This window comes from Nitrogeniibacter mangrovi (genome assembly GCF_010983895.1).
Classification (GTDB): domain Bacteria; phylum Pseudomonadota; class Gammaproteobacteria; order Burkholderiales; family Rhodocyclaceae; genus Nitrogeniibacter; species Nitrogeniibacter mangrovi.
On the sequence record NZ_CP048836.1, the window covers coordinates 1,454,750 to 1,480,674 of the forward strand.

The window sequence follows — 25,925 nt, forward strand, 5'->3', positions numbered from 1 at the left end:
ACATGAGCATTCTCGTCATTGCAGAACACGACAACGCGGTGCTCAAGGCCGCGACCCTGAACACCGTCGCGGCCGCGCAGGCCATCGGCGGCGACATCGACCTGCTGGTGGCCGGCAGCGGCTGCGGCGCGGTGGCCGAGGCGGGCGCCCGTCTGGCCGGTGTGGGCCGGGTGCTGGTGGCCGATGCGGGCCACTACGCCGAGCACGGCGCCGAGAACCTGGCGGCGCTTGTCGTCGCCCGGGCCGGCGGCTACAGCCACATCCTCGCGCCGGCGAGCACCTTCGGCAAGAACCTGCTGCCGCGCGTGGCCGCCACGCTCGATGTGGCGCAGATCTCCGACATCATCGCGGTGGAGTCGGCCGATACCTTCAAGCGGCCGATCTACGCCGGCAACGCCATCGCCACCGTTCAGAGCGCCGATCCGGTCAAGCTCATCACCGTGCGCACCACGGCCTTCGAGGCGGTGGGCGAGGGCGGCTCGGCCGCGGTCGAAGCCATCGACGCGGCGGCCGACACCGGGCTCAGCGCCCTGGTCGGGCGCGAACTGACCAAGTCCGAGCGCCCGGAACTGGGCGCGGCGAGTGTGATCGTCTCCGGCGGTCGCGGCGTGGGCAGCAGCGAGAACTATCACGCCCTGCTCGAACCGCTGGCCGACAAGCTCGGCGCGGCGCTCGGCGCCAGCCGGGCGGCCGTCGATGCCGGCTACGTGCCCAACGACTACCAGGTGGGCCAGACCGGCAAGATCGTCGCGCCGCAGCTGTACGTGGCGGTGGGCATCTCCGGGGCGATCCAGCATCTGGCCGGCATGAAGGACTCGAAGGTGATCGTCGCCATCAACAAGGACGAGGAGGCGCCGATCTTTCAGGTCGCCGACTACGGTCTGGTGGCGGATCTGTTCGAGGCCGTGCCCGCGCTCCTGGAGTTGTTCGAATGACGGCGGTCTCACTTTATCTTCCGGCGCATCAACTCCCTCCGCTCTGATCGCTGGAGTATTGGTCGGCTCGGATTGCGGTTCGAGCCGACATTTTTTATTGTGAATGGAGTTATGGGCTCCTATGCGTGAATCGATGAATCTCGACGTATTAATCGCCAACGACAGCCCGGAGGGGCATAAGGGTCAAGCGAGTGGTTGGCGCGGCAGATGCCTAAATATCGGTGTGTCTCGTCGAGAGGGCGGCCGGGATCGGTGTCGGATAAATACCAAATCAGAGCAATCCGCACTTGGCGGCTCAAAGAGGTCTACCCGCTTCGACTAAATGGCTGCCCGGTCCGAGCAGGCGTCACTTCCACATGTGGCAGCAGCGCTTCGGCTAAGCGCACGACATCTACACGGCTACTCGACGGTGTTGTCGTTGAGGCGCACAACTGTCGGAGCATCTTCGCACCGGCGATCGCCATGTGGCGCCTCTAGGCAACAACGACGAAAGCTCTTCTACGTAGGGGCTGCCGCCGCAATGCGCGAACCCAACACTTCGGCCGCCCCGTCGAAATATTCGAAATAGTGCAGTTTGTCGCCGATGCGTGGGCGGATGAGGCTCTTGTGCGACAGGTCGCCGTCGCCTCGCATTGAGGCGAAGCCGCAGCCCGCAAGTGCGCTCCGAGGTTCCCGAACGACGCAACGATTGGGTACTTCACATCCATGACCAACTGGGGCTCGCCGCGAAATCGGAAAATTCTACGCACGTTAGTGTCATGGATAGATACGGCAATCTGACGTACATGCGCACAAGGAGGGCAACACATTGCCCGCTGCTACCTCTACCATCCGCCTTGAAGCCCGGATCGGCACCGATCTCTATTCGATGGTCAAACGCGCCGCTGAACTTCAGGGGCGCACTCTGGCTGACTTCGTGGTTGCTGCCGTCCAGAAGGCCGCGCAACACGCGATTGAGCAAGCGGAAGTCATCCGCCTGTCACGGGTCGATCAGGCGTGCTTTGCACTGCTGCTGCTGTCACCGCCGCAGTGGGCTCCAGCGTTGGAGCGCGCTTTCGCGCGTCGCCGCAGGTTGCTGCATGAGCTGTGCGCCGTCCCAGGGGTACCCGAGTGTGAAGGAGGCTCCCGCGCATGAGCACATTACGTCACTGAGAAGTGGATGAGGAAAGCTGGTCAGCACATCGCGGTGCTTTGGTGCCGGAATGCCCGAGGATGCTGGCGTCGAGAGAAGAGACTATTGGCAAGAACGCTAGGCAGAGGGGCATGTTGAGCCGCCAAGTTGCTGAGCGTAATATGGCCGTGGATCAGCAACGCCTGTGAGGTGAAGCGTGTCAGACGCGTTCATATCGATCGTTTCGATTCTGGGGGGAACCTTGGCGTTCGCGTGCCTTCTCGTCATCGCCTTCTATCTGAAGATGCGGCATGCCTCGAATAGCGCATCCAGGGAGCATCTGCGGGCGCGCACTCGACGTTCCCGTACTGGGCGCAGTCCGGCCCGGGGGCAAGGCCCTCGATCGATTGGTTATCGTCGGGGAACCGATGGATGCCGGGTTTGAACCAACCTAGCGCCCCTTCACGAGCGACATTGGCAAGGCTCGAGAAGCGCGGCGCTCTCTTGCACTCGCATCGTCAAAGCATCGTTTGGCTAGCCACGTTGGTTCAGCGCAGGGTGGAGGAGTCGGGTGACCTCACCGGATTTGATGCCGAGGCCTGGCTGGATGAATGCCTGTTTCAAGTCGACCCGGCGCTTGGGGGGGCTGCTGCCGATTGCTTACTTGGCCGAGCCTGATGTTGTTGCTCTGCGCGCAGGCCAGTGTGTATTACTGACCCCTCGCTAGACGGAGAGACAAGAGTAGAACCCTGCCGAGATCGTCGGCAGCAGTGAGATCGCGGCGTCGGATTGTGATGGTGCCGGATATCCGTGAAATGGACCTCGTGCTGTCGTCTGGCCAAATGACGTTTCCCCGGATGCTCAAAGAGGGGAGAGCGTCGCGGGCGGACAAGCAACAGGCGTTTCTCAAGCGATCTTAGGGGAGTTTAGTGATTTTCGATAAACTCCCCTAACCTTCCTCGATATCGGGAAGTAACGTTGGGTGTCAGATGCGGGGGGGGGACGCTGGTCAGGCATGGATGGCGCGGATCAGGGATGCTCCATTCATGTTGTTCAACGCCGGGATCTGCTCAGCATCACGAAGCGCAACCGACTGGTGATCCAGATGGTCGGATGCTCGGCCGAAGGTCGAAATAAACTGGTGAGCGGGGAAGAGGGGTTGAGCTTCCAGATCGACGTTTTTGTGGGATGGTTGTGACATCGGCACGATCGGGCTGAAGTGAGCGGACTGGAACGTCACAAATCGGTGTTGTGAGAAACTCAACAAATCAAAGGCTTAGCCGATTGGTGCCGATTCTCCACCACGCGATTGCTCTGCACGCCGAGCAAAATTATTAGCCTCATAACCCGGGGTCGTAGGTTCAAGTCCTACCCCCGCAACCACGAATTTCGCTGAAAACCCAATCACTTAACGGTGGTTGGGTTTTTTGCATTCGGGCCCAGCCATCGCCGTTGGCCCAGAATCGACCCAACGTCGTCCGTGGCCGGACACATCGCCAATGCCAAGCGGAGCACTTCCGATCTTGTTGGGATCTTTCCCGGTGTCTCCAGCAAAGAAACGCGTTTGTGATCGATCTGTGTTGCCAGATCATCCGTGCGTCGAATGCGGATTAGTTGGCGTCCCTCACGCACTCCTTCTCACTCGCCCGCTCGGATGGCATCCATCCGGAAAATAGCGGGTGGGTCACGCACCGCTCCACGGTCGATTGAATTTGTCGAGCCAATACGACGTTCAATAGCAGGGTGCTGGAAATGACCGCCGCATGGCTCGCAACCGAACAGCTTGCGGAGCGCATCAAATGTGATCAGCGCAGCATCCGCGAGCGCCTCAAGGACGGCGTGCTGCTTGAGGGGGCAGGTTCGCGAACGCAGGAGAGCAGCGGAAGAGAGACGGTCCGTGAATCCACCGGATGGGGGCGGTTCAGCCAAAAAGAATGCCGCCCGTGGGCGGCGAAGGGGTGCGGAGACAATCACCGGGGTTTGCGTCGAAGGGGGTGGATTCCCCCTGCGTGATGTCAGTGCCAGGCGATGCGCAGGCCGATCCAGGCCGCGCGTGGCGCGCCCGGGGAAACAAAGCGCTCGTCTTTCCAGTCGTCGGGATTGGTGAGGAAGCTGCCGCGCGCATCGAAGGGATTTTCCGCCAGGGCGCCGGCGCTCTCGTATTCGGAATCGAACACGTTGTCGATACGGCCGAACACGGTCCACCCCTTGGCGAACTGCCAATCGGCATCGACATTGAAGACGGCGTAGCCGTCGATCTTGCCGCGTCCGTCGTGTTTGTCGTTCTCGTTGCCGCGTACCAGCTGGTCACTGAACGCCTGCATGTTGGTGCCGATGCGCAGCGTGTTGCTGGGGTGCCAGTTGAGCGCCAGCTTGAGGCTGTGGCGGGGCAGCGCGGGCAGCCTGTCGCCGGAGGAGACGCGGATCTCGTCGGCGCCGCAGCGCGGATCGGCCCCGGCGGAGCTGTTCGATTCGGCCATCAGGCAGGCGCTGCTTTCATAGGTCGCGCGCAGCCAGGTGTAGTTGGCGCTCCAGTCGAAGACGCCGTGGCTGCCGGAGAGTCCGAGTTCGACGCCCTGGCGGCGGGTCTTGCCGAAGTTGGTGAAATAGCCGGCGCTGGTGGAGGTGCCGACGAACAGGATGTCGTCGTGGTTGGTGGTGCTGAACACCGTGGCATTCCAGTTCAGCGCCTTGCCCTGATGCCCGCGCAGGCCGAATTCGAAGGTCTTTGCGACGACCTGATCGAGATGAGGGTCCGCCGCGAGCGCGTTGGGCAGCGTGCAGGGGTTGGTCGGATCGGCGCAGCCCAGTTCGATGGGCGTGGGCGCGCGGTTGCCTTCGTTGTAGGACGCGTAGAAACCGATGCCCGGATTGATCTGCCAGGTGACGCCGACGGCAGGATTGAGGCGGTGATAGGTGAAGTCGCCATTCAGATCGTCCCCGAGACGATCCTTGTTGATGACGCGCGTGCGGTTGTATCGGGCCGAGCCGGTCAGGGCGACCGCATCGTTGAGCGAATAGGTGTCGGTGACATAGACGCTCGAGGTGCGGGTTCGGCCGTACAGGCTGTTGGCCAGCTCGACATCTTCATCCGGATCGACGCCTCGCGCTTCGGTCAACTCGCCGCCCTGCTCGGACTGGAAGAAGCTTGCGCGGGTGCGGTCATGACTGACCCCCGCGGTCAGCTGATGCTGATCGGCGTAGTGCGTCCATTGCAAGGCCAGGCCCAGCGCGTACTGATCGGTGCCCGTACGATTGAGGACGCCGCCCGCGGGCTCGTCGCCCGGGATCGAACCGTTGAGCACCCATTGTTCATACTCGTCGGGATATTCGTCGTTGCCGTCGCCGTTGAGGGTGCGGGTGTGCACGTTGCGCCAGTAGATCCGGCCAGTCAGCTGATTGGTGTCGTCCAGCCAGTGATTGCCGGTCAGGCCGATCTGCATCAACCGGTTACGGGTGTTGTCCGGGTAGGTGAAGATCGATTCCCTGTCGTGACGATAGAAGCTGTCCGGCAACAGGCCGTTGCCCGTCAGGTCGGTATCGGCGTAGGTGATGCTGAGGTAGGCATCCGAATGCTCGCCGCGCCAGCCCAGCTTGCTGAACAGCTGCTTGACGTCGGTCGGCGAGTGATCACGCCAGCCTTCTTCTTCGAACGAATCGGCCGCGAAGAACCAGTCGAGGTTCTCGCTCGATCCACCATGGGCCAGACCGACGGTCCAGCGACCGAAGCTACCGCCGCTGATCTCCAGATCCGTACCGGGGTTGTTGCGCCCGTCCTTGGTCCGCATGGACACCGCACCGCCGAGCGTGTTGAGGCCGAACACCGGGTTGGAACCGGGCAATACGGTGATGCTCTCGAGCGCAGGCTGCGGGACGAGATCCCAGTTGACCACGTCGCCGAAGCCCTCGTTGATCCGGATGCCGTCGACGAAGACCGACAGACCCTGCGGGGTGCCTAGCAGGGGCGAGGCGGTAAACCCGCGGAAGTTCAGGTCGGCCTGGAACGGATTGTTCTGCACCTCGTTTACGGTCGCGCTGCCGAGCGTGCGATTCATCTTTGTGGCGACCGATTCGCCGCTCGCCGGCTGGATGCGCTCGACGTTTGCCGGAACCCGTTCGCGTTCGATGCCGATGCCCGGCAGGGGTGTGCTCTCGACGACCTCGACGGTCGGCAGGGGGGTGTCGGAGCGGGCGAACACCGCAGCGGGTGCGAGCAGCAGCGCCACGGCGGCGGGAACAGCGAGGGGATAGCCGGATCGATCGAGAGGCATTCTTGTTTCGATTCCTTGATGAATGAAATTTGGTCCGTACGAACCGGCACCGTTCCTGAGAGCGGCACGTGCGTGTCGGGACGTGGCGACAAAGCCTAAGAGATCGAGCCTTGAAGCAATATGGGAAAAATTCCTGATCTTGTCGGTGGAGGCATCGGCGATACACTTGGATCTATGGAACTCACTTCGATACTCATGCGCCGCATGGCGGCTATTTCACTGTTGTGCCTGGTTTGTGTACTGGTGCTTGCGATGTGGCGTGGGTGGGGCGACGTGCGCCAGGAGGGGCTGGGGGCAGGGCAGGTCGCCGAACTGACGCGCCGTCTTGCCCAGTTGCGTGAGGTGCCCACCGACGGTGTGGAGGCGGAACTGGCGACGCTGCGTGCGCTGGTCGCGGGCGGCAGATTGCGTCACCTCGGGGTCGAGATCGCTGATCCGGCGAGCGGTGAGGTGCTGGTGCGCTCCTCGCCCGCCACGGGTAGCGGCGTGATCGACTGGTTGCGCGGGCACCTGGCGCCGCACGGCCGGCCGCCGACCACGCGCTGGACGGTCGAACGGCCGGACGGGCGCCAATTCGACGTGACCCTGACCGCCAGTCCCGACAGCGAGCAGCGCGAAGCACTGGGCAACATCGCGGGCGTGGTCGGCGTGATGGTGCTCTACAGTGTGGCGTTGCTGGCGGGCATGTACTGGGCGGTGCGTCATGCGTTCGCGCCCTTGCGCCAGATCGTTGCCACCATTGGCGCCTTCGGGCGCCAGCGCTACGATGCGCGCCTGCCGGACAGGGGGGTGCGCGAACTGGATGTGATCAGCCATGCGCTCAATCACCTGGCCCAGAGTCTGGCGCGAGTTGAGGGCGAACGGCGCGATCTGAGTCTCAAGGTGCTCACCTTGCAGGAGGACGAACGCGCGCGCATCGCCCGTGAGCTGCACGACGAGTTCGGTCAGGTGCTTACGGCGATGCGCGCCGATCTGACTTTTCTGCAACGCAGCCTGCCCGCAGGGAGCGACGTGCTGGCCGTGGCGGCCGCGCTCGAGGCGCAGTGCGTCGGCATCCAGCAGGGAGTGCGTGGTCTGCTCGGCTGGTTGAGTGCGCCCGGCCTTGAAGGTGGGCGCGGTGGTCGGCGCGAAGGGGCGCGGCTGGGGGAGATGATCCGGGCCCTGGTCGACAACTGGGCTCTGCGGCCCGGGCAGGACACGGACTATCACCTCGACTTGCGCTTGAGCGGTGAGTTGCCTCAGGCACTGGCCTTGTCCCTGTATCGCATGACCCAGGAGGCACTCACCAACGTGGCGCGCCACGCACAGGCCGGCCGCGTTGACATCCAGCTGGACGGTGACGCGAGTGCCGAGGTGCGATGGTCGGTCAGCGACGACGGTGTGGGCAGGGGGGCGGATGATGAAGGCGCGCTGTCGGGCAACGGGCTGGCCGGCATCCGCGAGCGTGTGTGGGCGCACGGCGGCCGCCTGCATATGGGGCCCGGACGTGACGGTCGTGGATGGACGCTGGCAGCCAGCTTTCCGGCACCGGAGGTGGTGGCATGAGCGAGCTCGCGGTGGCTATTGCCGATGATCACGCCGTGGTGCGCACCGGTTACCGGCGGCTGCTCGAACTGGAAGTCGGCGTGCGCGTGGTCGCCGAGTTCGGCGACTGCGAGAGTGCCTACGCGTGGCTCACCGCACACGCGGCGGACATCCTGATTCTCGATCTGTCCATGCCGGGGCGCGGTGGGCTCGAGACGCTCGCACGGTTGCGCCAGCGCATACCGGCGCTCAAGGTGCTGGTGTTCTCCATGTATGACTCGCCCGCCATGGTGAGTCAGGCCATGGACGCGGGGGCCGCCGGCTATCTGACAAAGAGCAGCGCGCCGGACGAGCTGATCTTGGCGGTTCACGCGATCGGGCGCGGCGAGCGCCCGCTGTCGCCCGACGCAGCGCGCGCGCTGGCGGCTGCCGACGCCGCGGGCCAGACGCCCCAACGGGTGTTATCGACACGTGAGTTCGAGGTGTTCGTACTGCTGGCTCGCGGCTTCAACGTCGAAGAGATCGCTGATCGTCTGTACATCAGTGCCAAGACGGTGGCCAACTACCAAACGACCATCCGCCACAAAACCGGACTGGCGACCGCTTTGGAAATGCACCGTTACGCGCTTGAGCACCGCATCCTGCCGGGCGTACCCGGACAATGAGCCGTGCTCCGATGCTACCGGGCCGGCCTCGCTCACACCCGATCAACCCGACGATGCCGGAGCACGATGCGGTGTCCCGGTGTTCCGTGCCCTGTTTTCCAACACCCGACGCGTCGCCGAACGGGCGTTGGCCGAAATCATCATGTTGCCGGGCGGCATCCCCGAAAAGAAGATCGCCCGGCATCGCGGCGGCGGGGTACGCCGGCCCGCCCCGAGGCGCTCGAGGGACATCTCTGCCTGTCCTATTCGAACCGGCTCGCCGAAAACCCGTGGCGTTTCGAGTCGCCCGCCGGGCCGGTGGAGATCCCGGTCGGTAGCCGGTTCGGCGTCAACAACCGCGAGGCGGTGCGCGAAGTGGCGCTCGAGCATCACGGCATCGCGCTGCTTCCCACCTTCGTCGTGTGGCGCGATCTTGCCGAGGGAGCGCTGCAGCGGCTGCTGTCGCAGTGGCCGGTCCATGGCTTGTTCGGCTAGCACGTGCGTGCCGTCTATCCGGCGAACCGGCGGACGTCGCCGAAAATCCGCGCGTTCATCGACTTCTATGTGGAATGCATTGGTGCGCCGCCCTATTGGGATCGGGCGGGCGCCAGGTGAGCGGTCCCGCACGCCATGGACGGCGGGGACTCAGAGGATGGCGAGCGCCTGATTCAGATCGGTCAGCAGGTCGTCCGGGCTTTCCAGACCGATGGACAGGCGCAGCAGATTGTCACCGATGCCCCGTGCTGCCCGGGTGGCGGGGTCGAGGCTGCGATGAGAGGTCAGCGCGGGCTGGGACACCAGGCTCTCCACGCCCCCGAGGCTGACGGCCAGCGCGAACAGACCGAAGCGGTCGGCCACGGCCGAGGTGGCGGTGGCGTCACCATCGACCGCGAGGGTCAGCATGCCGCCGAAGCCGCGCATCTGGCGTGCGGCCACCGCATGGCCGGGAAACTCCGGCAGGCCGGGGTACAGCACCTGGCGTACCCGCGGGTGCGCCTTCATGGCCTGGGCGATGGTCAGGGCCGAGGCATTGTGGCGGGCGACGCGCACATCCAGGGTGGCCAGGCTGCGCGAAAGAAGGTGCGCCGTCTCCGGGGCGATGGTCTGGCCCAGGTTGCGGCGCCAGGCGTCGATGGGCTCGAGCAGCACGGCGGCGCCGGCCACCACGCCGCCGGTCAGATCGCTGTGCCCGCCGAGGTATTTGGTGGCGCTGTGGATCACCAGGTCGGCGCCGAGCACGAGTGGTTGCTGGTTCACCGGCGTCGCGAACGTGCTGTCGACCACCACCCGGGCGCCATGCTGGTGGGCGGTTTCGGCAACCGCGGCGATGTCGATGATTTCCAGGGTCGGATTGGCCGGTGTCTCCAGGTACACCAGCCGGGCGCCGGCCTGCAAGGCGTTGTCCAGGGCGGTCGTGTTGCCGGCGGCCACCTCGGTCACCGGCAGGCCGAGGCTGGCGAGCTGGTTCTGCAGCAAGGCGCGGGTGCCGCCGTAGATTTCACCGATGCAGACGATGCCGTTGCGGGCGTGCGCGAGTAGCGTGGCCGAGATGGCCGCCATGCCGGAGGCGAAAGCGAGGGCGCCGTCCGCCTCTTCGAGGCTCGCCAGCCGCGCTTCCAGGCTGTGGATTGTCGGGTTGGAACCATAGCGGCTGTAGAAATAGCCGCGCCGCCGCCCCTCGGCCACCTCGCACAGCGCCTGGGTATCGGGAAAGCGAAAGGTCGTGGTGTCGTAGAGCGGCGTGTGCGGTGAGCCGAGGGCGTCGGCATGCCCCTCGACATGGATGCATCGCGTCGCCAGGTGCCAGTGGGTGTGCGTCATGGGCTTCTTCAGTTGGTGAGGGGGGCGGCGGAACGGGGCCTGGACATTACGGTAGCACCTCAACGGCGACACGTGCATCCGGTGCCGTCGAGGGGCGGAAATGCCCTCCGCGATCCGTGTGCCTGATGGGGGTGAGTGCGTCGGCCGGCTTCGGTTCGTGTCCGCCCGTGCGGTGCCCGCCTCGCCTGCGGCTCGACGCACGTGGACCGGAGTGAATCGCTGCGTGGCGCGCGCGACAGTCTCGTTGCCCGCCTCCAACCGATATCATGGCGGTCCATGAGCGACGCCCGTGTCTTGCAACGTACAGGAGGCGTCCTTCGCTCCTCGGGACACGCGCCGCAGAAGGTCTCCCGATGATCTGTTCCACGAGATTCCTTGATGCCTGGCATGACCGATATTTCCTCTCCTGTTGATCGACGGCTTTCGTCCCTGGCGGGTCTGTGGCCCTTTCTGCGCCCCTACCGGATGCGCATGGCGCTCGCTTTCATCCTGCTGTGTCTGGGGTCCATCACCATCTTGCTGGTGCCGCTGGCCTTTCGCGATCTCATCGATGCCGGCTTCGGCGCTGCGGCAACGTCGCGTGACGGTCTGTTTGGTGGCCTGAGTCTGAACATGCAGTTCCTGGCCCTGTTCGGGCTCGCGGCATTCTGGGGCGCAGCCGTGGCGGCACGCTATTACACGGTCTCGTGGATCGGTGAGCGGGCGACGGCCGATCTGCGCAGCGCCGTCTATGCCCGGGTCCTGTCCCAGTCGCCGCAGTTTTTCGAAACCCTGCAGACCGGCGAGGTGCTCTCCCGCCTGACCGGCGACACCACGCTGATCCAGACCGTGGTCGGCAGTTCGATCTCCATGGGATTGCGCAGCCTGTTCCAGTTCGTCGGCGGCATGGTCATGCTGGCGGTCACCAGCTTTCACCTGTTCGCGCTGAATCTGGGCCTGATGGTGCTGTTGATCCTGCCCATCGTCGCCATCGGCCGGAAGGTCAGGACGCTCTCGCGTGAATCGCAGGACCGGATCGCCGACGCGTCCGCCCTGGCGGGCGAAATCCTCAACGCGATGCCGACGGTTCAGGCTTATACGCAGGAGCAGCGCGAGGCGCGCCGCTTCGCCGAACGCACCGAAACGAGCTTTGCCACCGCGATCCGGCGCACCCGCCTGCGGGCGGCGATGACGGCCCTGATCATCACCGCCGTGATGGGGACGATCATCTTCGTGCTGTGGGTGGGCGCGCGCCAGGTGCATGACGGCACGCTGACCAACGGGCAGTTGCTGTCGTTCGTGCTCTATGCCGCGCTCGTGGCCGGTGGGGTCGGCACCTTGTCGGAAGTCTGGGGTGACGTAATGCGTGCTGCGGGCGCGGCGCAGCGCTTGCTCGAACTGCTGCACGCCGACTCGGCCATCCGCGAGACGCCGCAACCGCAGCGACCGATGGTGGCGAAGGTGGCGTCGATTGCCTTCGAGCACGTTCGCTTCGCCTATCCGGCGCGCCCGGACGTGCTCGCTCTGGACGACATCTGCCTGACCATCGCCCCGGGCGAGAGCGTCGCCCTGGTGGGGCCATCCGGCGCCGGCAAGAGCAGTCTGTTTCAACTGCTGCTGCGTTACTACGAGGCCTCCAGCGGCGCCATTCGCATCAACGGCCAGGACATCCGGCAACTGCGTCTGAACGACCTGCGCAGGGAGATTGCCATCGTTGCGCAGGATCCGGTGATCTTTTCCGCCAGTGCCATCGAGAACATCCGCTACGGCCGCCCCGAGGCAACCGACGCCGAGGTGCAGGCGGCGGCCCGGGCCGCCTTCGCCGAGGATTTCATCGCGCGCCTGCCGGAGGGCTATCAGACCTTTCTTGGCGAACGCGGCACTCGCCTGTCCGGCGGCCAGCGCCAGCGCATCGCCATTGCTCGCGCCATTCTCAAGGGGGCCCGCCTGCTGTTGCTCGACGAAGCCACCAGTGCGCTGGATGCAGAATCGGAGATTCTGGTGCAGCAAGGTCTCGGTGCCGCCATGGAGGGGCGCACGACCCTGGTCATCGCCCATCGCCTGGCGACCGTCCAGAAGGTCGATCGTGTCGTGGTGATGGACCACGGGCGCATCATCGAGACCGGCACCCCGACCGATCTGCGCAGGCAAGGTGGCTTGTATGCGCGGCTGGCGGCGCTTCAGCTGGATCTGTAGTCGCGTCGGGGCGAGTGCCCGCGTGCGTAGCGAAGTGGGGCGCGCTCACCGCCAGCCGATCCGGCGGGCCGTCTGGCGCTTCCCGGAGTGCGTTTTGGCGCGTTGCCGATGACGCGGGCAATCGGTCGTCATGTTGCCAGCGCGCGGGTAACGGGTTGCGTCATGTCGACAAGCCATCGGGTGACCGACCCGTCAACCGGGTGAATCTGGGACTTGTGGGCGTCGTGGACCGTGCCTGGGCAGGGCTTCAGGTGTCGAGCCGATGCAGGCGAGTGACCATGGCGAACATGGCCGCTAGAATCAGCGGGGTAGCATAGCGAAGGCTGTTTCCCTCGGCGGCGACCGCGATGCCGCACAGGACGCCCACCAGGATCATAATCATCGAAATGGCTTTGTTCATGATGCACCTGTCTATTTGAACAGTAATGACTTTATATACAGTCCCTGTTTCTGTCAACGGAGGCGGTGGATGAACCTGTGGCTGACGTGCGTCGAAGGGTGATCGGGTTGGTGGTGGTGCGATGAACCAATAAAAACGCCAAGGCGCTGGCCTTGGCGTTTCGGTATCGGGTGGTGGGCCGGGGGCTATTTGAAAGACGGCATAAGTATCCGTATCTACTGGAAAACCTCTGATTTTAAATTCATGTGTACCGTCTTGGATACCGTCATCACTGTGTCGTGAGACCTATCTCCGGTCAAGCGCCGGAAGCTGTCCACGGGCCGCCTGGGGGCCAGTGCGCTGGGTAGGTGGTTCCGCGGCTGGCGGCCGTGAGCGCTGGCGCTAGGAAGTCGCGGAGCTGCGCAACGACCGTGTCGAGTTCGAGCGCATCGAGGGCGTTGCGCTTGAGGAAGCCTCGCCACTGCTGCACCTTCTGTGCATCGTTGGCGAATTCGTCGGTCAGACCAAACGGCTGCGCGTGGGATGGAAAAGGCGTCCTTCGGCGTTCGAAGGTGGCCTGGATGGCGCGACGCAGCGTGTCGCCGTCGAACGGGGTGTGGCCGGCGAGAATCCACAGATCGAAGTAGTCCTTCAGCCGACTGTTGGCGATGCCCAGCGCGGTCAGGGCCTCGAGCTTCTCGGCGACCACGGTGTCCCGTGGATAGACGCGCAGGCGCGGGGCGTCGAAGCCCGACAGCAAGATGGGATAGTCGACTTCTTCCGGGCCGGGTGTCACCGCGTCGCCAAACCCGATGTCCAACTGGATGCTGACGCGTGCGCCGTCGATCAAGGCCAGCAAGGTGACGCGGATGCCGGCGTAGTTGGCTTCTTTGCGGATCTCGTCTGCTTTCACGGTGTCGGGACGGAAGTCCACGCCGTCGTCCGCCTCGATGGCGCTGACTTCCTCGAAGACGGTCTCGAGCTGCGGGAGGTCCGCCTGACCGAAGCCGAGGAAATCAGCATCGCGGGTCGGCCGGTGGGGGATGTCGAACCACAGGTCGAAGAGCAGGGCACCCTTGAGAAGGAACTGCCCGGCGTGTGCGGAGATGCTCAGGCGGTACAGCAGGCGCTCCAGTGCGTATCGTGTCAGGACCAGATTGAAGTCCTGCCCGGATTCGCGGGCGTGGTTGAGCAGGCGGGCGCGTACCGACGCGGCCCGGTTGCGCTGGCTCATGTGAGGCTGTCCATGTAGGGGCGCATCACGTTGGCGACCCGGCACAGCTTCGCGTACTTCCAGAGATCGTCCATCCGGATGCGCTTCGCCAGCCAGGCTTCGGTGAGCGCTTCCATGGCGACATCGAGCCCGATCTTGTGGCGAAACTTGAAGCAGTCGGCCACCGTGCGCGCCACGTTGGTGACGCGCACCGGGACGCCATCGATGGTGACGGTGTCGATGCCTTCCGTCAGGGCATCTCCGGAAAACCGGACGACCCGCAGTGGCGGGTAATCCATCTTCGGTGCGCGCGCCTTGTTCGCGACCGCCACCCAGACTTCGAAAGGGGCCTGGGTGGTGATGCCATGCAGTTGCAGCGCGGACAGCAGGCAGATGATCGCCTGGGGATGTTTGCGCGAGACTTCGGCGACGGTGCCGTGCTCAGTCGATGCGCGCTCTGGCAGTGCATATAGGCCGTATCCAATCCGCTGAAGCTTGCCTTGGCGCACAAGACGGGTCAGGGCGACACGAGGAAGGCCATGGGCGGTCAGGTCGCGTGGACGAAGGAGGCCGTGGTTGGCGGCAAGTTCCAGGATGCGCTTGTGAGAACTTTCCATCCCGTGATGATGTACCTAAATGTCGGTAGATATCAACAAATACCGACAAAACGAAACGCGACACGTAGATTGACGATCATGAGGAGCTCATGTTGGCCGCAATATTGCCCATCCATGGCAAAGCAGCCAAAAAAAAACGCCAAGGCGCTGGCCTTGGCGTTTCGGTATCGGGTGGTGGAGCCGGGGGGAATCGAACCCCCGTCCGCAAGCCCTCTACAGCGAGCTCTACATACTTAGTCTGTCAATTTTGATTTAATCGCGGGGGTCGGCCGACAGACGAACCATCCCGCAACGAGTTACCTTGGATTTAGGCTTTGTGTCAAGTAACCCGACACATCACCGAGTTCCTGTAAATGACACTGCAAGATGCGGCTTTCACCCCATCATCCGACCCAGGAACCTGTCGGTGCAGCGCCCGCCGGGATTAAGCGGCGAGAGCGAAACGCTCGTCGTTGGCGTTTATTGATTTCCAGCGGATTTACGAGGTGACTGGACCTCGGTATGCACTCATCTGCTTCGCGACCCACGTCGAAGCCATGTCGGCCCCACGGAGTATCTTGAATATCGGGATGATCCGCGATATTTCAAGTGATGAGATCTTATCACGATGTGGCCAGCGCCAGACCGCAGATCGTGGCGAGTTCCGCTGGATGCTGGATGGTCCAGTCCGCCCCCCAATGTTCGATGGGGGTGTCGACGCCGAGGTAGCCCCAGGCGGCTGCCACCGTCGCCATGCCCGCCGCGGCGCCTGCCTGAACGTCACGCAGATCGTCGCCGACGTAGAGTGCGTCCGCCGGGGGGAGATCGCACAGCGTGGCGGCAAGGAGCAGTGAATCGGGTGCCGGTTTGGGGTGATCGGTGCTGTCACCGCTGACGATGCACGCACATCGTGCAGTCAGACCGAGCGCGTCGACCAGAGGTTCGGTGAAGCGGCGGGGTTTGTTGGTGACGATGCCCCATGGGACGCCGTGCGTGTCGAGCGTGTCGAGCACGGGGACGAGCGCGGGAAAGACCTCGGTATCGACACACAGGCGCTCGGCATAGAGTTCGAGAAACCGCGCTGCCAGGTCGGCATAGTCTGCATCGCCCGGTTGGACACCGAAACCGGCTCGGAGCATGCCGCGGGTGCCGGCCGAGGTATAAGGGCGTAGCGACGCAAGCGCGCGCTCGGGATGGCCACGTTCGACCAGCAGTGCGTTCAGGGCACCACCCAGGTCGGGAGCTGTGTCCGCCAGTGTGCCGTCCAGGTCGAAGAGGACCGCCTTAAATCTCACGCGTGGCGTGCACCAGATAATTCACGTCGGTGTCGCTGCCGAGCGCGTAGATCCGCGTCAGCGGATTGTAGGTGAGGCCGCGCAGGCGCGATACCGCCAGACGGTTGTCACGACACATGCGGCTCAGTTCGGACGGCTTGAGGAACTTGGCATAGTCGTGGGTGCCCCGGGGTAGCAGCTTGAGGAGGTACTCGGCGCCCACCACGGCCATGAGGTAGGCCTTGGCGTTGCGGTTGATGGTGGAAAAGAACACGTGACCACCGGGTTTGACCATTCGGGCGCAGGCAGCGACGATGCTGGCCGGGTCGGGCACATGTTCGAGCATTTCGAGGCAGGTGACGACGTCGAATTCGCCGGCATGGGCTTGCGCCATGGCTTCGGCACTGATGTGCTGGTAATCGACGTTCAGACCGGATTCATGCAGATGCAGGCGGGCGACACTCAGGGCCTTTTCGCCCAGGTCGATGCCCGTGACGTTGGCGCCACGTTCGGCCATGCCCTCGGCCAGAATGCCGCCGCCGCAGCCGACGTCGAGCACGCGCTTGCCCTTCAGGGCGGCGATGGAGTCAATCCAGTCGAGCCGGAGCGGGTTGATTTCGTGCAGGGGGCGGAACTCGGATTCCGGGTCCCACCAGCGGTGAGCCAGGTCGCTGAATTTCTGAAGTTCTGCGGGATCGGCGTTCATGGGTCTGCGTCATTGAGAAACGCCGGAAAGATAGCATGAATATGAAAAAGCCCCGCACGCGGCGGGGCTTTGGCGTGACGCGAAGGATCGATTACTTGGAGCCGATCACTTCGATTTCGACGCGACGGTCCGGCTGCAGGCACTCGATGAGTTTCTTGCGGCCGAGGCTGTTCTTGCAGTTGTCGGTCGTCACCGGCTGGGTTTCACCCTTGCCTTCGGTGTAGATGCGGTTGGCTTCGATGCCCTTGCCGACCAGATATTCCTTGACCGCGGCAGCGCGCTTCTCGGACAGTTTCTGGTTGTAGGCGGCGGAGCCCAGGCGGTCGGTGTGGCCGACGGCCAGGATGACTTCCAGTTTCAGGGCTTCGGCCTGGGCAGCCAGGCGATCCAGCTTGGTCTTGCCTTCCGGCTTCAGGACGGCCTTGTCGAAGTCGAACAGGGCGTCGGCGGCCAGCTTGACCTTCTCGGCGGAGGGCTTGGGCGCCGGTGCCGGCATCGGCTTGGCTTCAGGGGCAGCGGCCATCTTGGCGGTGCAGGCGTCTTTCGGCATCAGGTCGCCGTCGCAGCCGCAACCGACCGGGAATTCACCGGCCATGACGTTGGCGGCAGCGGCCGGGGTCCAGGAACCGGTGCGCCAGCACAGGTCGTAGCCGCTTCGGGTCACCACATTGCGACCGTCGATCACATAGGGAACGTCCCCCTTGCCGGTCACGACGATGTCGTCCGCTGCGATGGAAGCCATTGCGGTGAAACCGAGTACAGCAGCCGCAGCAGCCATCGTGAGCTGTTTTTTCATTTGTTTGATCATAGGTTCCTCGTCATTTGGCAAGGTTTTCAGAAGTTACTGACCGTCAATACCCACACGGTAATAGTCAATTTAATTACCGAGCTTATTCTGCCATACGCGTGCAATGGCGAGCAATTCGCTGTTGGGTTTTTGCAACAACTGTTTATGTTTTAGCACAGCTTCGCCGCCAACCCAGACGTCGGTCACGTGCTCGCGCCCGGCGCAGTACACCAGATGCGAGACGGGATTGAAACAGGGTTGTGTTTCGATTGTTGAAAGATCCACGGCGCACAGGTCGGCGTATTTGCCTGGTGAGATCGATCCGATCGAATCGGCCATGCCGAGGGCGGTCGCGCCGTCCATGGTCGCCATGCGCAGGACGCGGGCGGCGGGCAGGGCGCTGGCATCGCCCGAGCTGACCTTGGCGAGCAGCGCGGCCTCGCGCATTTCGGTGAACAGGTCCAGGCGATTGTTGCTGGCGGCACCGTCGGTGCCCAGGCCCACGCGCACGCCGCGAGCGGTCAGCGCGGTGATGGGGGCGATGCCGCTGGCCAGCTTCATGTTCGAGGAGGGGCAGTGGGCCACGCTCGCGCCGTAGTGCGCGAGCATGGCGATTTCCTCGTCGGCCAGATGGACGGCGTGGACGCCGATCAGGTTGGCGCCGACGATGCCCAGCTTCTCCAGCCGTGCCAGCGGCCGCATGCCGTGCTGGTGGACGCCTTCGCTGACTTCGTGCGCGGTCTCGTGTACATGCAGATGGATGGGCAGGTCCAGCTCGTTGGCGAGGTTCACGATCCGCGAGAACGTGTCGTCGGTCACGGTGTACGGAGCGTGTGGCGCCAGGGCGAAGCCGATGCGGGGGTGCCCGCGCCATTGGTCACGGGCGGCCAGCCCCTTGCGCAGGTACTCGTCGGCGCTGCTGGCGTAGGGGGTGGGGAACTCGATGGTGGTGACGCCGACGACGGCGCGCATGCCGATCTGGTCGAAGGCGGCCGCGGCGGCGTCGGGGTAGAAATACATGTCGTTGCAGGTGGTGATGCCGCCGCGCAGCATCTCGGCGGCCGCCAGCAAGGTGCCGTCGCGCACGAACGGGGCGCTGACATGTTTGCCCTCGGCCGGCCAGATGGCCTGTTCGAGCCACTGCATGAGGGGCAGGTCGTCTGCCAGCCCGCGCATCAGGCTCATGGCCGCGTGGGTGTGCAGGTTCACCAGCCCCGGAATCAGGGCGTGCTGCTCGAGGGTGTGTTCCTTGGCGCCGGCAAAGCGCAGGCGCGCTTCGTCCCGCGGCAGTACGGCGACGATACGCCCGTTCTGGACGGCGACACTGTGATGTTCCAGGACCGGGTCGCCGGGTTCGACCGGAATGACCCAGCGGGCGCTGATGAGCAGCTCGGCGGTTTCGCTCATGACGTCTCTCGAGGCGGGAGGCCGTCATTCAATCCCGGGGCGCGGAAAAGATCAAGGGAGCGGGGGTGTGACCGGGCTGGCGGCGGCGCCTGGTGACGGCGGCGGTCGCTGCAGCGCCATCGGTCTGGTGCGGGCGACGTGATAATATTTCACTCTTTTGAATCCCGCCCGTGCGGGCGTTTCGGGACACCATGGATCAATTCGCCAAAGAGACGCTTCCCATCAGCCTCGAGGAGGAGATGCGCCACGCCTATCTCGATTACGCGATGAGCGTGATCGTGGGCCGTGCACTGCCCGATGTCCGGGACGGTCTCAAGCCGGTTCACCGCCGTGTGCTCTTCGCCATGGACGAGGCCAACATCGCCTGGAACCGGCCGTATGTGAAGTGCGCGCGCGTGGTCGGTGACGTGATGGGTAAGTATCACCCGCACGGCGATTCGGCCATCTACGACACCCTGGTACGCATGGCGCAGGATTTTTCCCTGCGCTACATGCTCGTGGACGGGCAGGGCAACTTCGGTTCCATCGATGGCGACAACGCCGCCGCAATGCGTTATACCGAGTGCCGCCAGGCGCGCATCGCCAGCGAGCTGCTCTCCGACATCGACAAGGAAACCGTCGATTTCGTGCCCAACTACGACGGCAAGGAGAAGGAGCCGTCGGTGTTGCCGGCGCGCATTCCGAACCTGCTCATCAACGGTTCGTCGGGGATCGCGGTCGGCATGGCCACCAACATTCCGCCGCACAATCTGTCGGAGGTGATCGAGGCGTGCCTGCTGCTGCTCGGCGAGCCGGCCACGGACATCGAGGACCTGATCCGCATCGTCAAGGCGCCCGACTTCCCGACCGCGGGCCTGATCTACGGCCTGTCGGGGGTGCACGACGGCTACCGCACCGGTCGCGGCCGGGTGATCATGCGGGCGCGCACCCATTTTGAGGACCTGGAGAAGGGCAACCGGCAGGCCATCATCGTCGACGAGCTGCCCTACCAGGTGAACAAGCGGGCCCTGCTCGAGCGCATCGCCGAACTGGTCAACGAGAAGAAGATCGAGGGCATTTCCGAGATCCGCGACGAGTCGGACAAGTCCGGCATGCGCGTGGTCATCGAGCTCAAGCGCGGTGAAGTGCCCGAAGTGGTGCTCAACAAGCTGTTCAAGCAGACCCAGCTGCAGGACACCTTCGGCATGAACATGGTGGCGCTGGTGGACGGTCGCCCCAAGCTGCTCAACCTGCGCGAGATGCTCGACTGCTTCCTGCAGCATCGTCGCGAGGTGGTCACCCGGCGCACCATCTACGAACTGCGCAAGGCGCGCGAGCGCGGCCACGTGCTCGAAGGCCTCGCCGTGGCGCTGTCGAACGTGGACGAGGTGATCGCGCTGATCAAGGCGGCACCGACGCCGGCCGACGCCAAGCAGGCGCTGATGACGCGGCTGTGGCGCTCGCCCCTGGTCGAGGAAATGCTCGCTCGCTCCGAGGCCGACAGTGCCGGTTACCGGCCGGATGGCCTGGCGCCGGAGTTCGGCCTGCAGGCCGACGGTTACCGCCTCTCCGAGGCCCAGGCCCAGGCCATTCTCGATCTGCGCCTGCAGCGCCTGACCGGGCTGGAGCAGGACAAGATCGTCACCGAGTACAAGGAGGTCATGGAAGTGATCACCGACCTGCTCGACATCCTTGCCAAGCCGGCGCGGGTGACCGCCATCATCGGCGAGGAGCTGGAGGCCATCAAGACGCAGTACGGCGACGAGCGCCGCTCCGAGATCGTGCTCGACACCGCCGACATCAACATCGAGGACCTGATCGCGCCCGAAGACATGGTGGTGACCCTGTCGCACACCGGCTACTTCAAGCGCCAGCCGTTGACCGACTACCGCTCCCAGCGCCGCGGCGGGCGCGGCAAGCAGGCGACGCAGATGAAGGAAGACGACTTCATCGACCGCCTGTTCGTGGCCAACACCCACGACACCATCATGTGCTTCTCCAACCGTGGCCGGGCCTACTGGCTCAAGGTTTACGAGGTGCCGGAGGGGACGCGCAACTCGCGCGGCAAACCGATCATCAACCTGTTCCCGCTGCAGGAAGGGGAGAAGATCACCGCGGTGCTGCCGGTCAAGGAGTTCGACGAGGACCATTTCGTGTTCATGGCGACCTCGCGCGGCACCGTGAAAAAGACGCCGCTGTCCGATTTCTCCAACCCGCGCAAGGCCGGCATCATCGCCGTGGGGCTGGACGAGGACGATTACCTCATCGGTGTGCAGATCACCAACGGCAGCTACGACGTGATGCTGTTCTCCGATGCCGGCAAGGCGGTGCGCTTCGCCGAGACCGACGTGCGCCCGATGGGCCGTACGGCGCGCGGCGTGCGCGGCATGATGCTCGAGCCCGGCCAGCAGGTGATCAGCATGCTGGTGGTCGCGGACGAGACCTGGGCGGTGCTGACCGCCACCGAGCACGGCTACGGCAAGCGGACCCCGGTGGGCGAATATACCCGCCACGGTCGCGGCACCAAGGGGATGATCGCGATCCAGTCCTCCGAGCGCAACGGCAAGCTGGTTGGCGCGGTGCTGGTGCAGCCGCAGCACGAGATCATGCTCATTTCCACCGGCGGGGTGCTGATCCGGACCAAGGTCGAGCACATTCGCGAGATGGGCCGCTCGACGCAGGGCGTGACCCTGATTTCCCTCGACAAGGGGACCTTCCTCGCGGGCATCGAGCCGGTGGCCGAGTCCGACGACGACGAACTCGACGAGCTCGTCGATGAAATCGAGGGGGCCGCGGAGGATGCTGCGACACCGCCGGCCTCCGACGCGGATGGCGATGTGGGCGAGGATGCGTAAATGAGCCGGGTGTTCAATTTTTCGGCCGGCCCGGCCGCGCTGCCCGAGTCGGTGCTGCGCCGCGCCGCCGAGGAGATGCTCGACTGGCACGGCACCGGCGTGAGCGTGATGGAAATGAGCCATCGCAGCGCTGCCTTCCAGTCCATCTACCAGCAGGCGGAAGCCGATTTCCGCGAGCTGCTCGGCGTGCCGGCCAACTACCGCATCCTGTTCATGCAGGGCGGCGCCATCGCCGAGAACGCGATCGTGCCCATGAACCTGCTCGGCGACAAGCGGGGGGCCGACTACGTGGTGACCGGATCCTGGTCCACCAAGTCGCAGCAGGAGGCGCGCAAGTTCGCCGAGGTGAATATCGCCGCCACGGCCGAGGCGAGCGGCTTCACGACCATCCCGGCCATGGAGCGCTGGCGCCTGTCGGACGATCCGGCCTACCTGTTCATCTGTTCCAACGAAACCATCGGCGGCGTCGAATTCGCCTTCGACCCGGATCTGGGCGACATCGGCCGGCCCGACCTGCCGCTGGTGGCGGACATGTCGTCCAACATCCTCTCGCGCCCTATGGACGTCTCCCGCTATGGGCTGATCTTCGGCGGCGCGCAGAAGAACATCGGTCCGGCCGGGCTGACCTTCGTCATCGTGCGCGAGGATCTGCTCGGCAAGGCCCACAAGGACTGCCCCTCGGCCTTCGACTACGCGCTCGTGGCCGAGGCCGAGTCCATGTACAACACGCCGCCCACCTACGCCATCTACATCGCCGGGCTGGTGTTCCAGTGGCTGCGTGCGCAGGGCGGGGTCGAGGCCATGGGCCAGCGCAACGCCGCCAAGTCCGCCTTGCTATACAACTACGTCGACACCAGCGATTTCTACGAGAACCGCATCGACCGGGCCTGCCGCTCGCGCATGAACGTGCCCTTCCTGCTCAAGGACGATCGTCTCAACGCGGCCTTCCTGGAAGAGAGCGCCGCCGCCGGGCTGGTGCAGCTCAAGGGGCACAAGTCGGTCGGCGGCATGCGGGCCTCCATCTACAATGCCATGCCGATCGAGGGTGTCGAGGCCCTGATCGGGTTCATGCAGGATTTTGCCAAGCGTAAGGGCTGACAGAGGCGACCGATGAGCGAAGAAAAGGAATTGCTCCAGCTGCGCAACGAGATCGATGCGATCGACGATGAGTTGCTCGCCAAGTTCTCGCGCCGCGCCAAACTGGCCCAGCGTGTGGGCGAAATCAAGCATGGCAACCTGTATCGGCCGGAACGCGAGGCCCAGGTGCTGCGGCGCCTCGCCGAGGCCAATCCCGGCCCCCTGCCGGCCCAGGCGGTGCAGAAGATCTTCCGTGAGCTGATGTCCGCCTGCCTGGCGCTCGAGCAGCCGCTCAAGGTGGCCTATCTCGGCCCCGCCGGCACCTTCTCCGAAAGCGCGTCGCGCAAGCACTTCGGCAGCGCGCCGACCTTCATGCCCATGCTTGCGATCGATGACGTGTTCCGCTCGGTCGAAGCCGGCACGGTCGATTACGGCGTGGTGCCGGTGGAGAATTCCACCGAAGGCGCGGTCGGACGCACCCTCGATCTGTTGCTGGCCAACCCGCTGAGAATCTGCGGCGAGGTCAAGTTGCGCATCCACCAGCACCTGCTCTCCAAGGCCGACGGCCTCGGTGCGGCGCGGCGGGTGTATTCCCATGCGCAGAGCCTGGCCCAGTGCCAGGAGTGGCTGAACCGCAACCTGCCTGCGCTGCCGCGCGTGCCGGTGGCCAGCAATGCCGAAGCGGCGCGCCTGGCGGCCGAAGATCCGGAATCGGTGGCGATTGCCGGCGAGGCGGCAGCGGAGTTGTACGGGCTCAATATCCTGTCCGCCAACATCGAGGACGACCCGAACAACACCACCCGATTCCTGGTGATCTGCCAGCATGACGCAGGCCCTTCGGGCAAGGACAAGACCTCGATCGTGTGCTCCACGCCCAACCGCGCCGGGGCCATGCACAAGCTGCTCCAGCCGCTGGCCGACTTCGGCGTCAGCATGACCAAGCTGCAGTCGCGCCCGGCCCGTTCGGGGTTGTGGGAATACGTCTACTACATTGACTTTGAAGGTCACCAGAAGGACGAGAAGGTGGCAGCGGCGCTCAAGGCGCTGGACGACAACGCCAGCTTCGTGAAGGTGCTCGGCTCCTATCCGGTGGCCGCGCTCTGAGCGCCACTGGCGCGCAGCCGTATTGAACAACCGCAGGGAGGCATTCGTGGGTATTGCAGATCAGGTCTCGGCCTCGATACGGGCGATTTCGCCTTATCAGCCGGGCAAGCCGATGGCCGAACTGGCCCGGGAGATGGGCCTGCAGATGGGCGCCATCGTCAAGCTCGCGTCCAACGAGAATCCGCTCGGCATGAGCCCCATGGCGCGTGAGGCCATCGCGCGCGAGCTGGCGGATCTGCCGCGCTACCCGGATGGCAACGGCTTTGAACTGAAAGCGGCCCTGAGTGCCCGGTTCCAGGTGACGCCCGAGCGGATCGTGCTGGGCAACGGTTCGAACGACGTCCTCGACCTGATCGCACGCACCTTTCTGAACCCCGGTGACGAAGCGGTGTTTTCCGAGCACGGCTTCGCCGTCTACCCCATCTCCACCCTGGCGGCCGGCGGCAAGCCGGTGCAGGTGCCGGCGCGCGACTACGGCCACGATCTGGATGCCATGGCGGCGGCAATCACGGCGCGCACCCGCGTGGTGTTCATCGCCAATCCCAACAACCCCACCGGCACCTTCGTGCCTGGCGCGCAGCTCGAGGCCTTTCTCGCTCGCGTGCCGGCCAATGTGGTCGTGGTGCTCGACGAGGCCTACACCGAATACCTGCCCGACGAGGATCGCTACGACAGCATCGCCTGGCTGGCCCGCTTCCCCAACCTGATCATCTCGCGCACGTTTTCCAAGGCCTACGGGCTGGCCGGCCTGCGGGTCGGCTTCGGCCTCGGCAGTGCGGAGCTTATCGACCTGCTCAACCGGGTCCGGCAGCCGTTCAACGTCAGCTCGCTGGCGCTGGCGGCCGCGGCTGCGGCGCTGAAGGATCAGGCCTTCGTGGCGCGCAGCGCCGATATCAACCGGCGCGGCATGGCACAGCTGATCGGCGCCTTTGGCCAGCTCGGGCTCGAATGGATTCCGTCCTGGGGCAATTTCGTCACCGTTCGCGTGGGTGACGCGGCCGGGGTCAATCGGCGCCTGCTCGAGCAGGGCGTCATCGTGCGCCCCATCGGCGCCTACGGTCTGCCCGAATGGCTGCGCGTGTCCGTCGGCCTGCCCGAGGAAAACGCGCGCTTCATCGAAGCGCTGCAGGTGGCGCTCCATCCCGGGGCGGGCCAATGACGCAGGTGGAGCGACCTGCCGTCATCGGTCGGCTGGTGGTGTGTGGTGTCGGCTTGATCGGCGGCTCGTTCGCACTGGCGCTGCGGCGTGCCGGCCTGGTCGGCGAGGTGATCGGCATCGGCCGCAGCGAGGCGTCGCTGCAGCGGGCCCAGGCACTCGGCGTGATCGACGGCTACACCATGGCGTGGGCCGAGGCGCTCAAGGGCGCGGATTTCGTCCTCCTGGCGATGCCGGTAGGTCAGGCCGACGCGGTGGCAGCGCGCATGGCGCCTCACCTCGAAGCGCACACCCTGGTCACTGACGCGGGCAGCACCAAGCGCGACATGATCGAGGCCTTCTATGCCCATCTCGGCGACCACCTCGACCGGGTCGTGCCGGCCCATCCGATCGCCGGTGCCGAGCGCAGCGGGGCGGATGCGGCCTTCGCGGAACTGTTCGATGATCGCAAGGTGGTGCTCACCCCGCTGGCCGAGAACACCCCCGCGGCGATCGAACGGGTTGCCGCGGTGTGGGCGGCCTGCGGCGCGCAGATCCGGCGCATGAGCCCGCAGGAGCACGACCGGGTATTTGCCGCGGTCAGTCACCTGCCGCATCTGCTGGCCTTCGGGCTGGTGCACGATCTGGCGGGGCGGGCAAACTCCGAAGAGTTGTTCAGCTACGCGGCGAGCGGCTTCCGTGACTTCACCCGCATTGCCGGCAGTCATCCGGAAATGTGGCGCGACATCTGTCTGGCGAACCGGCATGCGCTGCTGGCCGAGCTCGATCAGTATCTCGGTGAGCTCGCCTACCTGCGCGCCTTGCTCATCGGGAACGACGGTCCGGCGCTCGAGGCGCTCTTCGCCGAGGCGCGCGAGGCGCGCAACCGTTGGGCCGACAAGGCCTTTCCCTCCTGAATTCAACGGAGTTCC

General features: G+C 64.8%; 21 protein-coding genes and 1 other RNA gene. 11 read left to right on the top strand and 11 right to left on the bottom strand.

All coding sequences use genetic code 11. The annotated features are described in order from the left end of the window. Positions 1-2 precede the first annotated feature (2 nt). Together G3580_RS06735 and G3580_RS06740 are read left to right on the top strand one after the other, a co-directional pair. Complete coding sequence (locus G3580_RS06735) at positions 3-935, top strand: electron transfer flavoprotein subunit alpha/FixB family protein (protein ID WP_173764533.1); 933 nt, start codon at positions 3-5, stop codon at positions 933-935. 808 nt (positions 936-1,743) lie between these two features. Further along, positions 1,744-2,070, top strand: a complete 327-nt coding sequence (locus tag G3580_RS06740) for a type II toxin-antitoxin system TacA family antitoxin (RefSeq protein WP_173764534.1) — start codon at positions 1,744-1,746, stop codon at positions 2,068-2,070. A gap of 985 nt (positions 2,071-3,055) precedes the next feature. Here the strand turns inward: G3580_RS06740 and G3580_RS06745 are convergent. Further along, positions 3,056-3,286, bottom strand: a complete 231-nt coding sequence (locus G3580_RS06745; protein WP_173764535.1) for a hypothetical protein — start codon at positions 3,284-3,286, stop codon at positions 3,056-3,058. A 775-nt stretch (positions 3,287-4,061) separates the two neighbouring features. Next, positions 4,062-6,317 carry a TonB-dependent receptor gene (locus G3580_RS06750; protein ID WP_173764536.1) on the bottom strand — a complete coding sequence of 752 codons (2,256 nt, stop codon included), beginning with the start codon at positions 6,315-6,317 and terminating at the stop codon, positions 4,062-4,064. A 252-nt stretch (positions 6,318-6,569) separates the two neighbouring features. Here G3580_RS06750 and G3580_RS06755 point away from each other — a divergent pair, with 252 nt between their 5' ends. The 3 genes from G3580_RS06755 (at position 6,570) to G3580_RS20440 (ending at position 8,980) form a co-directional block, all read left to right on the top strand. Next, positions 6,570-7,862, top strand: coding sequence for a sensor histidine kinase (locus tag G3580_RS06755; RefSeq protein ID WP_173764537.1), 1,293 nt, complete (start codon positions 6,570-6,572; stop codon positions 7,860-7,862). Then, a complete protein-coding gene (locus tag G3580_RS06760; RefSeq protein ID WP_173764538.1) occupies positions 7,859-8,506 on the top strand; it encodes a response regulator transcription factor in 648 nt (215 codons plus the stop codon). Before G3580_RS06755 ends, G3580_RS06760 begins: the two co-directional genes overlap by 4 nt. A gap of 66 nt (positions 8,507-8,572) precedes the next feature. Then, the gene (locus G3580_RS20440; protein ID WP_173764539.1) at positions 8,573-8,980 is read left to right on the top strand and encodes a LysR substrate-binding domain-containing protein; all 408 of its coding nucleotides are present in this window, start codon (positions 8,573-8,575) and stop codon (positions 8,978-8,980) included. A gap of 150 nt (positions 8,981-9,130) precedes the next feature. Here the strand turns inward: G3580_RS20440 and G3580_RS06770 are convergent, their stop codons facing one another. Beyond that, positions 9,131-10,306 (bottom strand): trans-sulfuration enzyme family protein, encoded by a 1,176-nt coding sequence (locus tag G3580_RS06770; RefSeq protein WP_173764540.1) that lies wholly within the window; start codon positions 10,304-10,306, stop codon positions 9,131-9,133. A 378-nt stretch (positions 10,307-10,684) separates the two neighbouring features. On the opposite strand from G3580_RS06770, the gene G3580_RS06775 reads away from it, so the two are divergent. Further along, positions 10,685-12,481: an ABC transporter transmembrane domain-containing protein gene (locus tag G3580_RS06775; protein ID WP_173764541.1), complete on the top strand. Its 1,797-nt coding sequence runs from the start codon at positions 10,685-10,687 to the stop codon at positions 12,479-12,481. Positions 12,482-12,728: 247 nt separating this feature from the next. Here the strand turns inward: G3580_RS06775 and G3580_RS06780 are convergent, their stop codons facing one another. The 8 genes from G3580_RS06780 to G3580_RS06815 all read right to left on the bottom strand — a co-directional run bounded on the left by G3580_RS06780 (position 12,729) and on the right by G3580_RS06815 (position 18,843). Then, complete coding sequence (locus G3580_RS06780; RefSeq protein WP_173764542.1) at positions 12,729-12,881, bottom strand: hypothetical protein; 153 nt, start codon at positions 12,879-12,881, stop codon at positions 12,729-12,731. Positions 12,882-13,176: 295 nt separating this feature from the next. Next, positions 13,177-14,094 (bottom strand): nucleotidyl transferase AbiEii/AbiGii toxin family protein, encoded by a 918-nt coding sequence (locus tag G3580_RS06785; protein WP_173764543.1) that lies wholly within the window; start codon positions 14,092-14,094, stop codon positions 13,177-13,179. Continuing rightward, positions 14,091-14,690, bottom strand: coding sequence for a type IV toxin-antitoxin system AbiEi family antitoxin domain-containing protein (locus G3580_RS06790; RefSeq protein ID WP_173764544.1), 600 nt, complete (start codon positions 14,688-14,690; stop codon positions 14,091-14,093). Before G3580_RS06790 ends, G3580_RS06785 begins: the two co-directional genes overlap by 4 nt. Before the next feature lie 172 nt (positions 14,691-14,862). Next, positions 14,863-15,237: a transfer-messenger RNA gene (ssrA, locus tag G3580_RS06795) on the bottom strand. Between the two features lie 55 nt (positions 15,238-15,292). Beyond that, positions 15,293-15,964, bottom strand: coding sequence for an HAD family hydrolase (locus G3580_RS06800; protein ID WP_173764545.1), 672 nt, complete (start codon positions 15,962-15,964; stop codon positions 15,293-15,295). Further along, a complete protein-coding gene (gene ubiG / locus G3580_RS06805) occupies positions 15,954-16,649 on the bottom strand; it encodes a bifunctional 2-polyprenyl-6-hydroxyphenol methylase/3-demethylubiquinol 3-O-methyltransferase UbiG (RefSeq protein WP_173764546.1) in 696 nt (231 codons plus the stop codon). Before ubiG ends, G3580_RS06800 begins: the two co-directional genes overlap by 11 nt. Positions 16,650-16,740: 91 nt before the next feature. Further along, on the bottom strand, positions 16,741-17,457 hold the full coding sequence (locus tag G3580_RS06810; protein WP_173764547.1) for an OmpA family protein: 717 nt from the start codon (positions 17,455-17,457) through the stop codon (positions 16,741-16,743). A gap of 69 nt (positions 17,458-17,526) precedes the next feature. Next, entirely contained in the window at positions 17,527-18,843 is a 1,317-nt protein-coding gene (locus G3580_RS06815; protein WP_173764548.1) for a TRZ/ATZ family hydrolase, read from the bottom strand. A 191-nt stretch (positions 18,844-19,034) separates the two neighbouring features. Here G3580_RS06815 and gyrA point away from each other — a divergent pair, with 191 nt between their 5' ends. Genes gyrA through G3580_RS06840 form a run of 5 tightly spaced genes read left to right on the top strand, consistent with a single transcriptional unit; the run spans position 19,035 to position 25,910 of the window. Continuing rightward, the gene (gene gyrA / locus G3580_RS06820; protein ID WP_173764549.1) at positions 19,035-21,677 is read left to right on the top strand and encodes a DNA gyrase subunit A; all 2,643 of its coding nucleotides are present in this window, start codon (positions 19,035-19,037) and stop codon (positions 21,675-21,677) included. Continuing rightward, on the top strand, positions 21,678-22,775 hold the full coding sequence (gene serC, locus G3580_RS06825) for a 3-phosphoserine/phosphohydroxythreonine transaminase (protein ID WP_173764550.1): 1,098 nt from the start codon (positions 21,678-21,680) through the stop codon (positions 22,773-22,775). Positions 22,776-22,787: 12 nt separating this feature from the next. Continuing rightward, entirely contained in the window at positions 22,788-23,858 is a 1,071-nt protein-coding gene (gene pheA / locus G3580_RS06830) for a prephenate dehydratase (RefSeq protein WP_173764551.1), read from the top strand. A gap of 46 nt (positions 23,859-23,904) precedes the next feature. Continuing rightward, positions 23,905-25,017 (top strand): histidinol-phosphate transaminase, encoded by a 1,113-nt coding sequence (gene hisC, locus G3580_RS06835; protein ID WP_173764552.1) that lies wholly within the window; start codon positions 23,905-23,907, stop codon positions 25,015-25,017. Next, the gene (locus tag G3580_RS06840; protein ID WP_173764553.1) at positions 25,014-25,910 is read left to right on the top strand and encodes a prephenate dehydrogenase; all 897 of its coding nucleotides are present in this window, start codon (positions 25,014-25,016) and stop codon (positions 25,908-25,910) included. The genes hisC and G3580_RS06840 overlap by 4 nt, the downstream gene beginning before the upstream one ends. Positions 25,911-25,925: the final 15 nt, after the last annotated feature.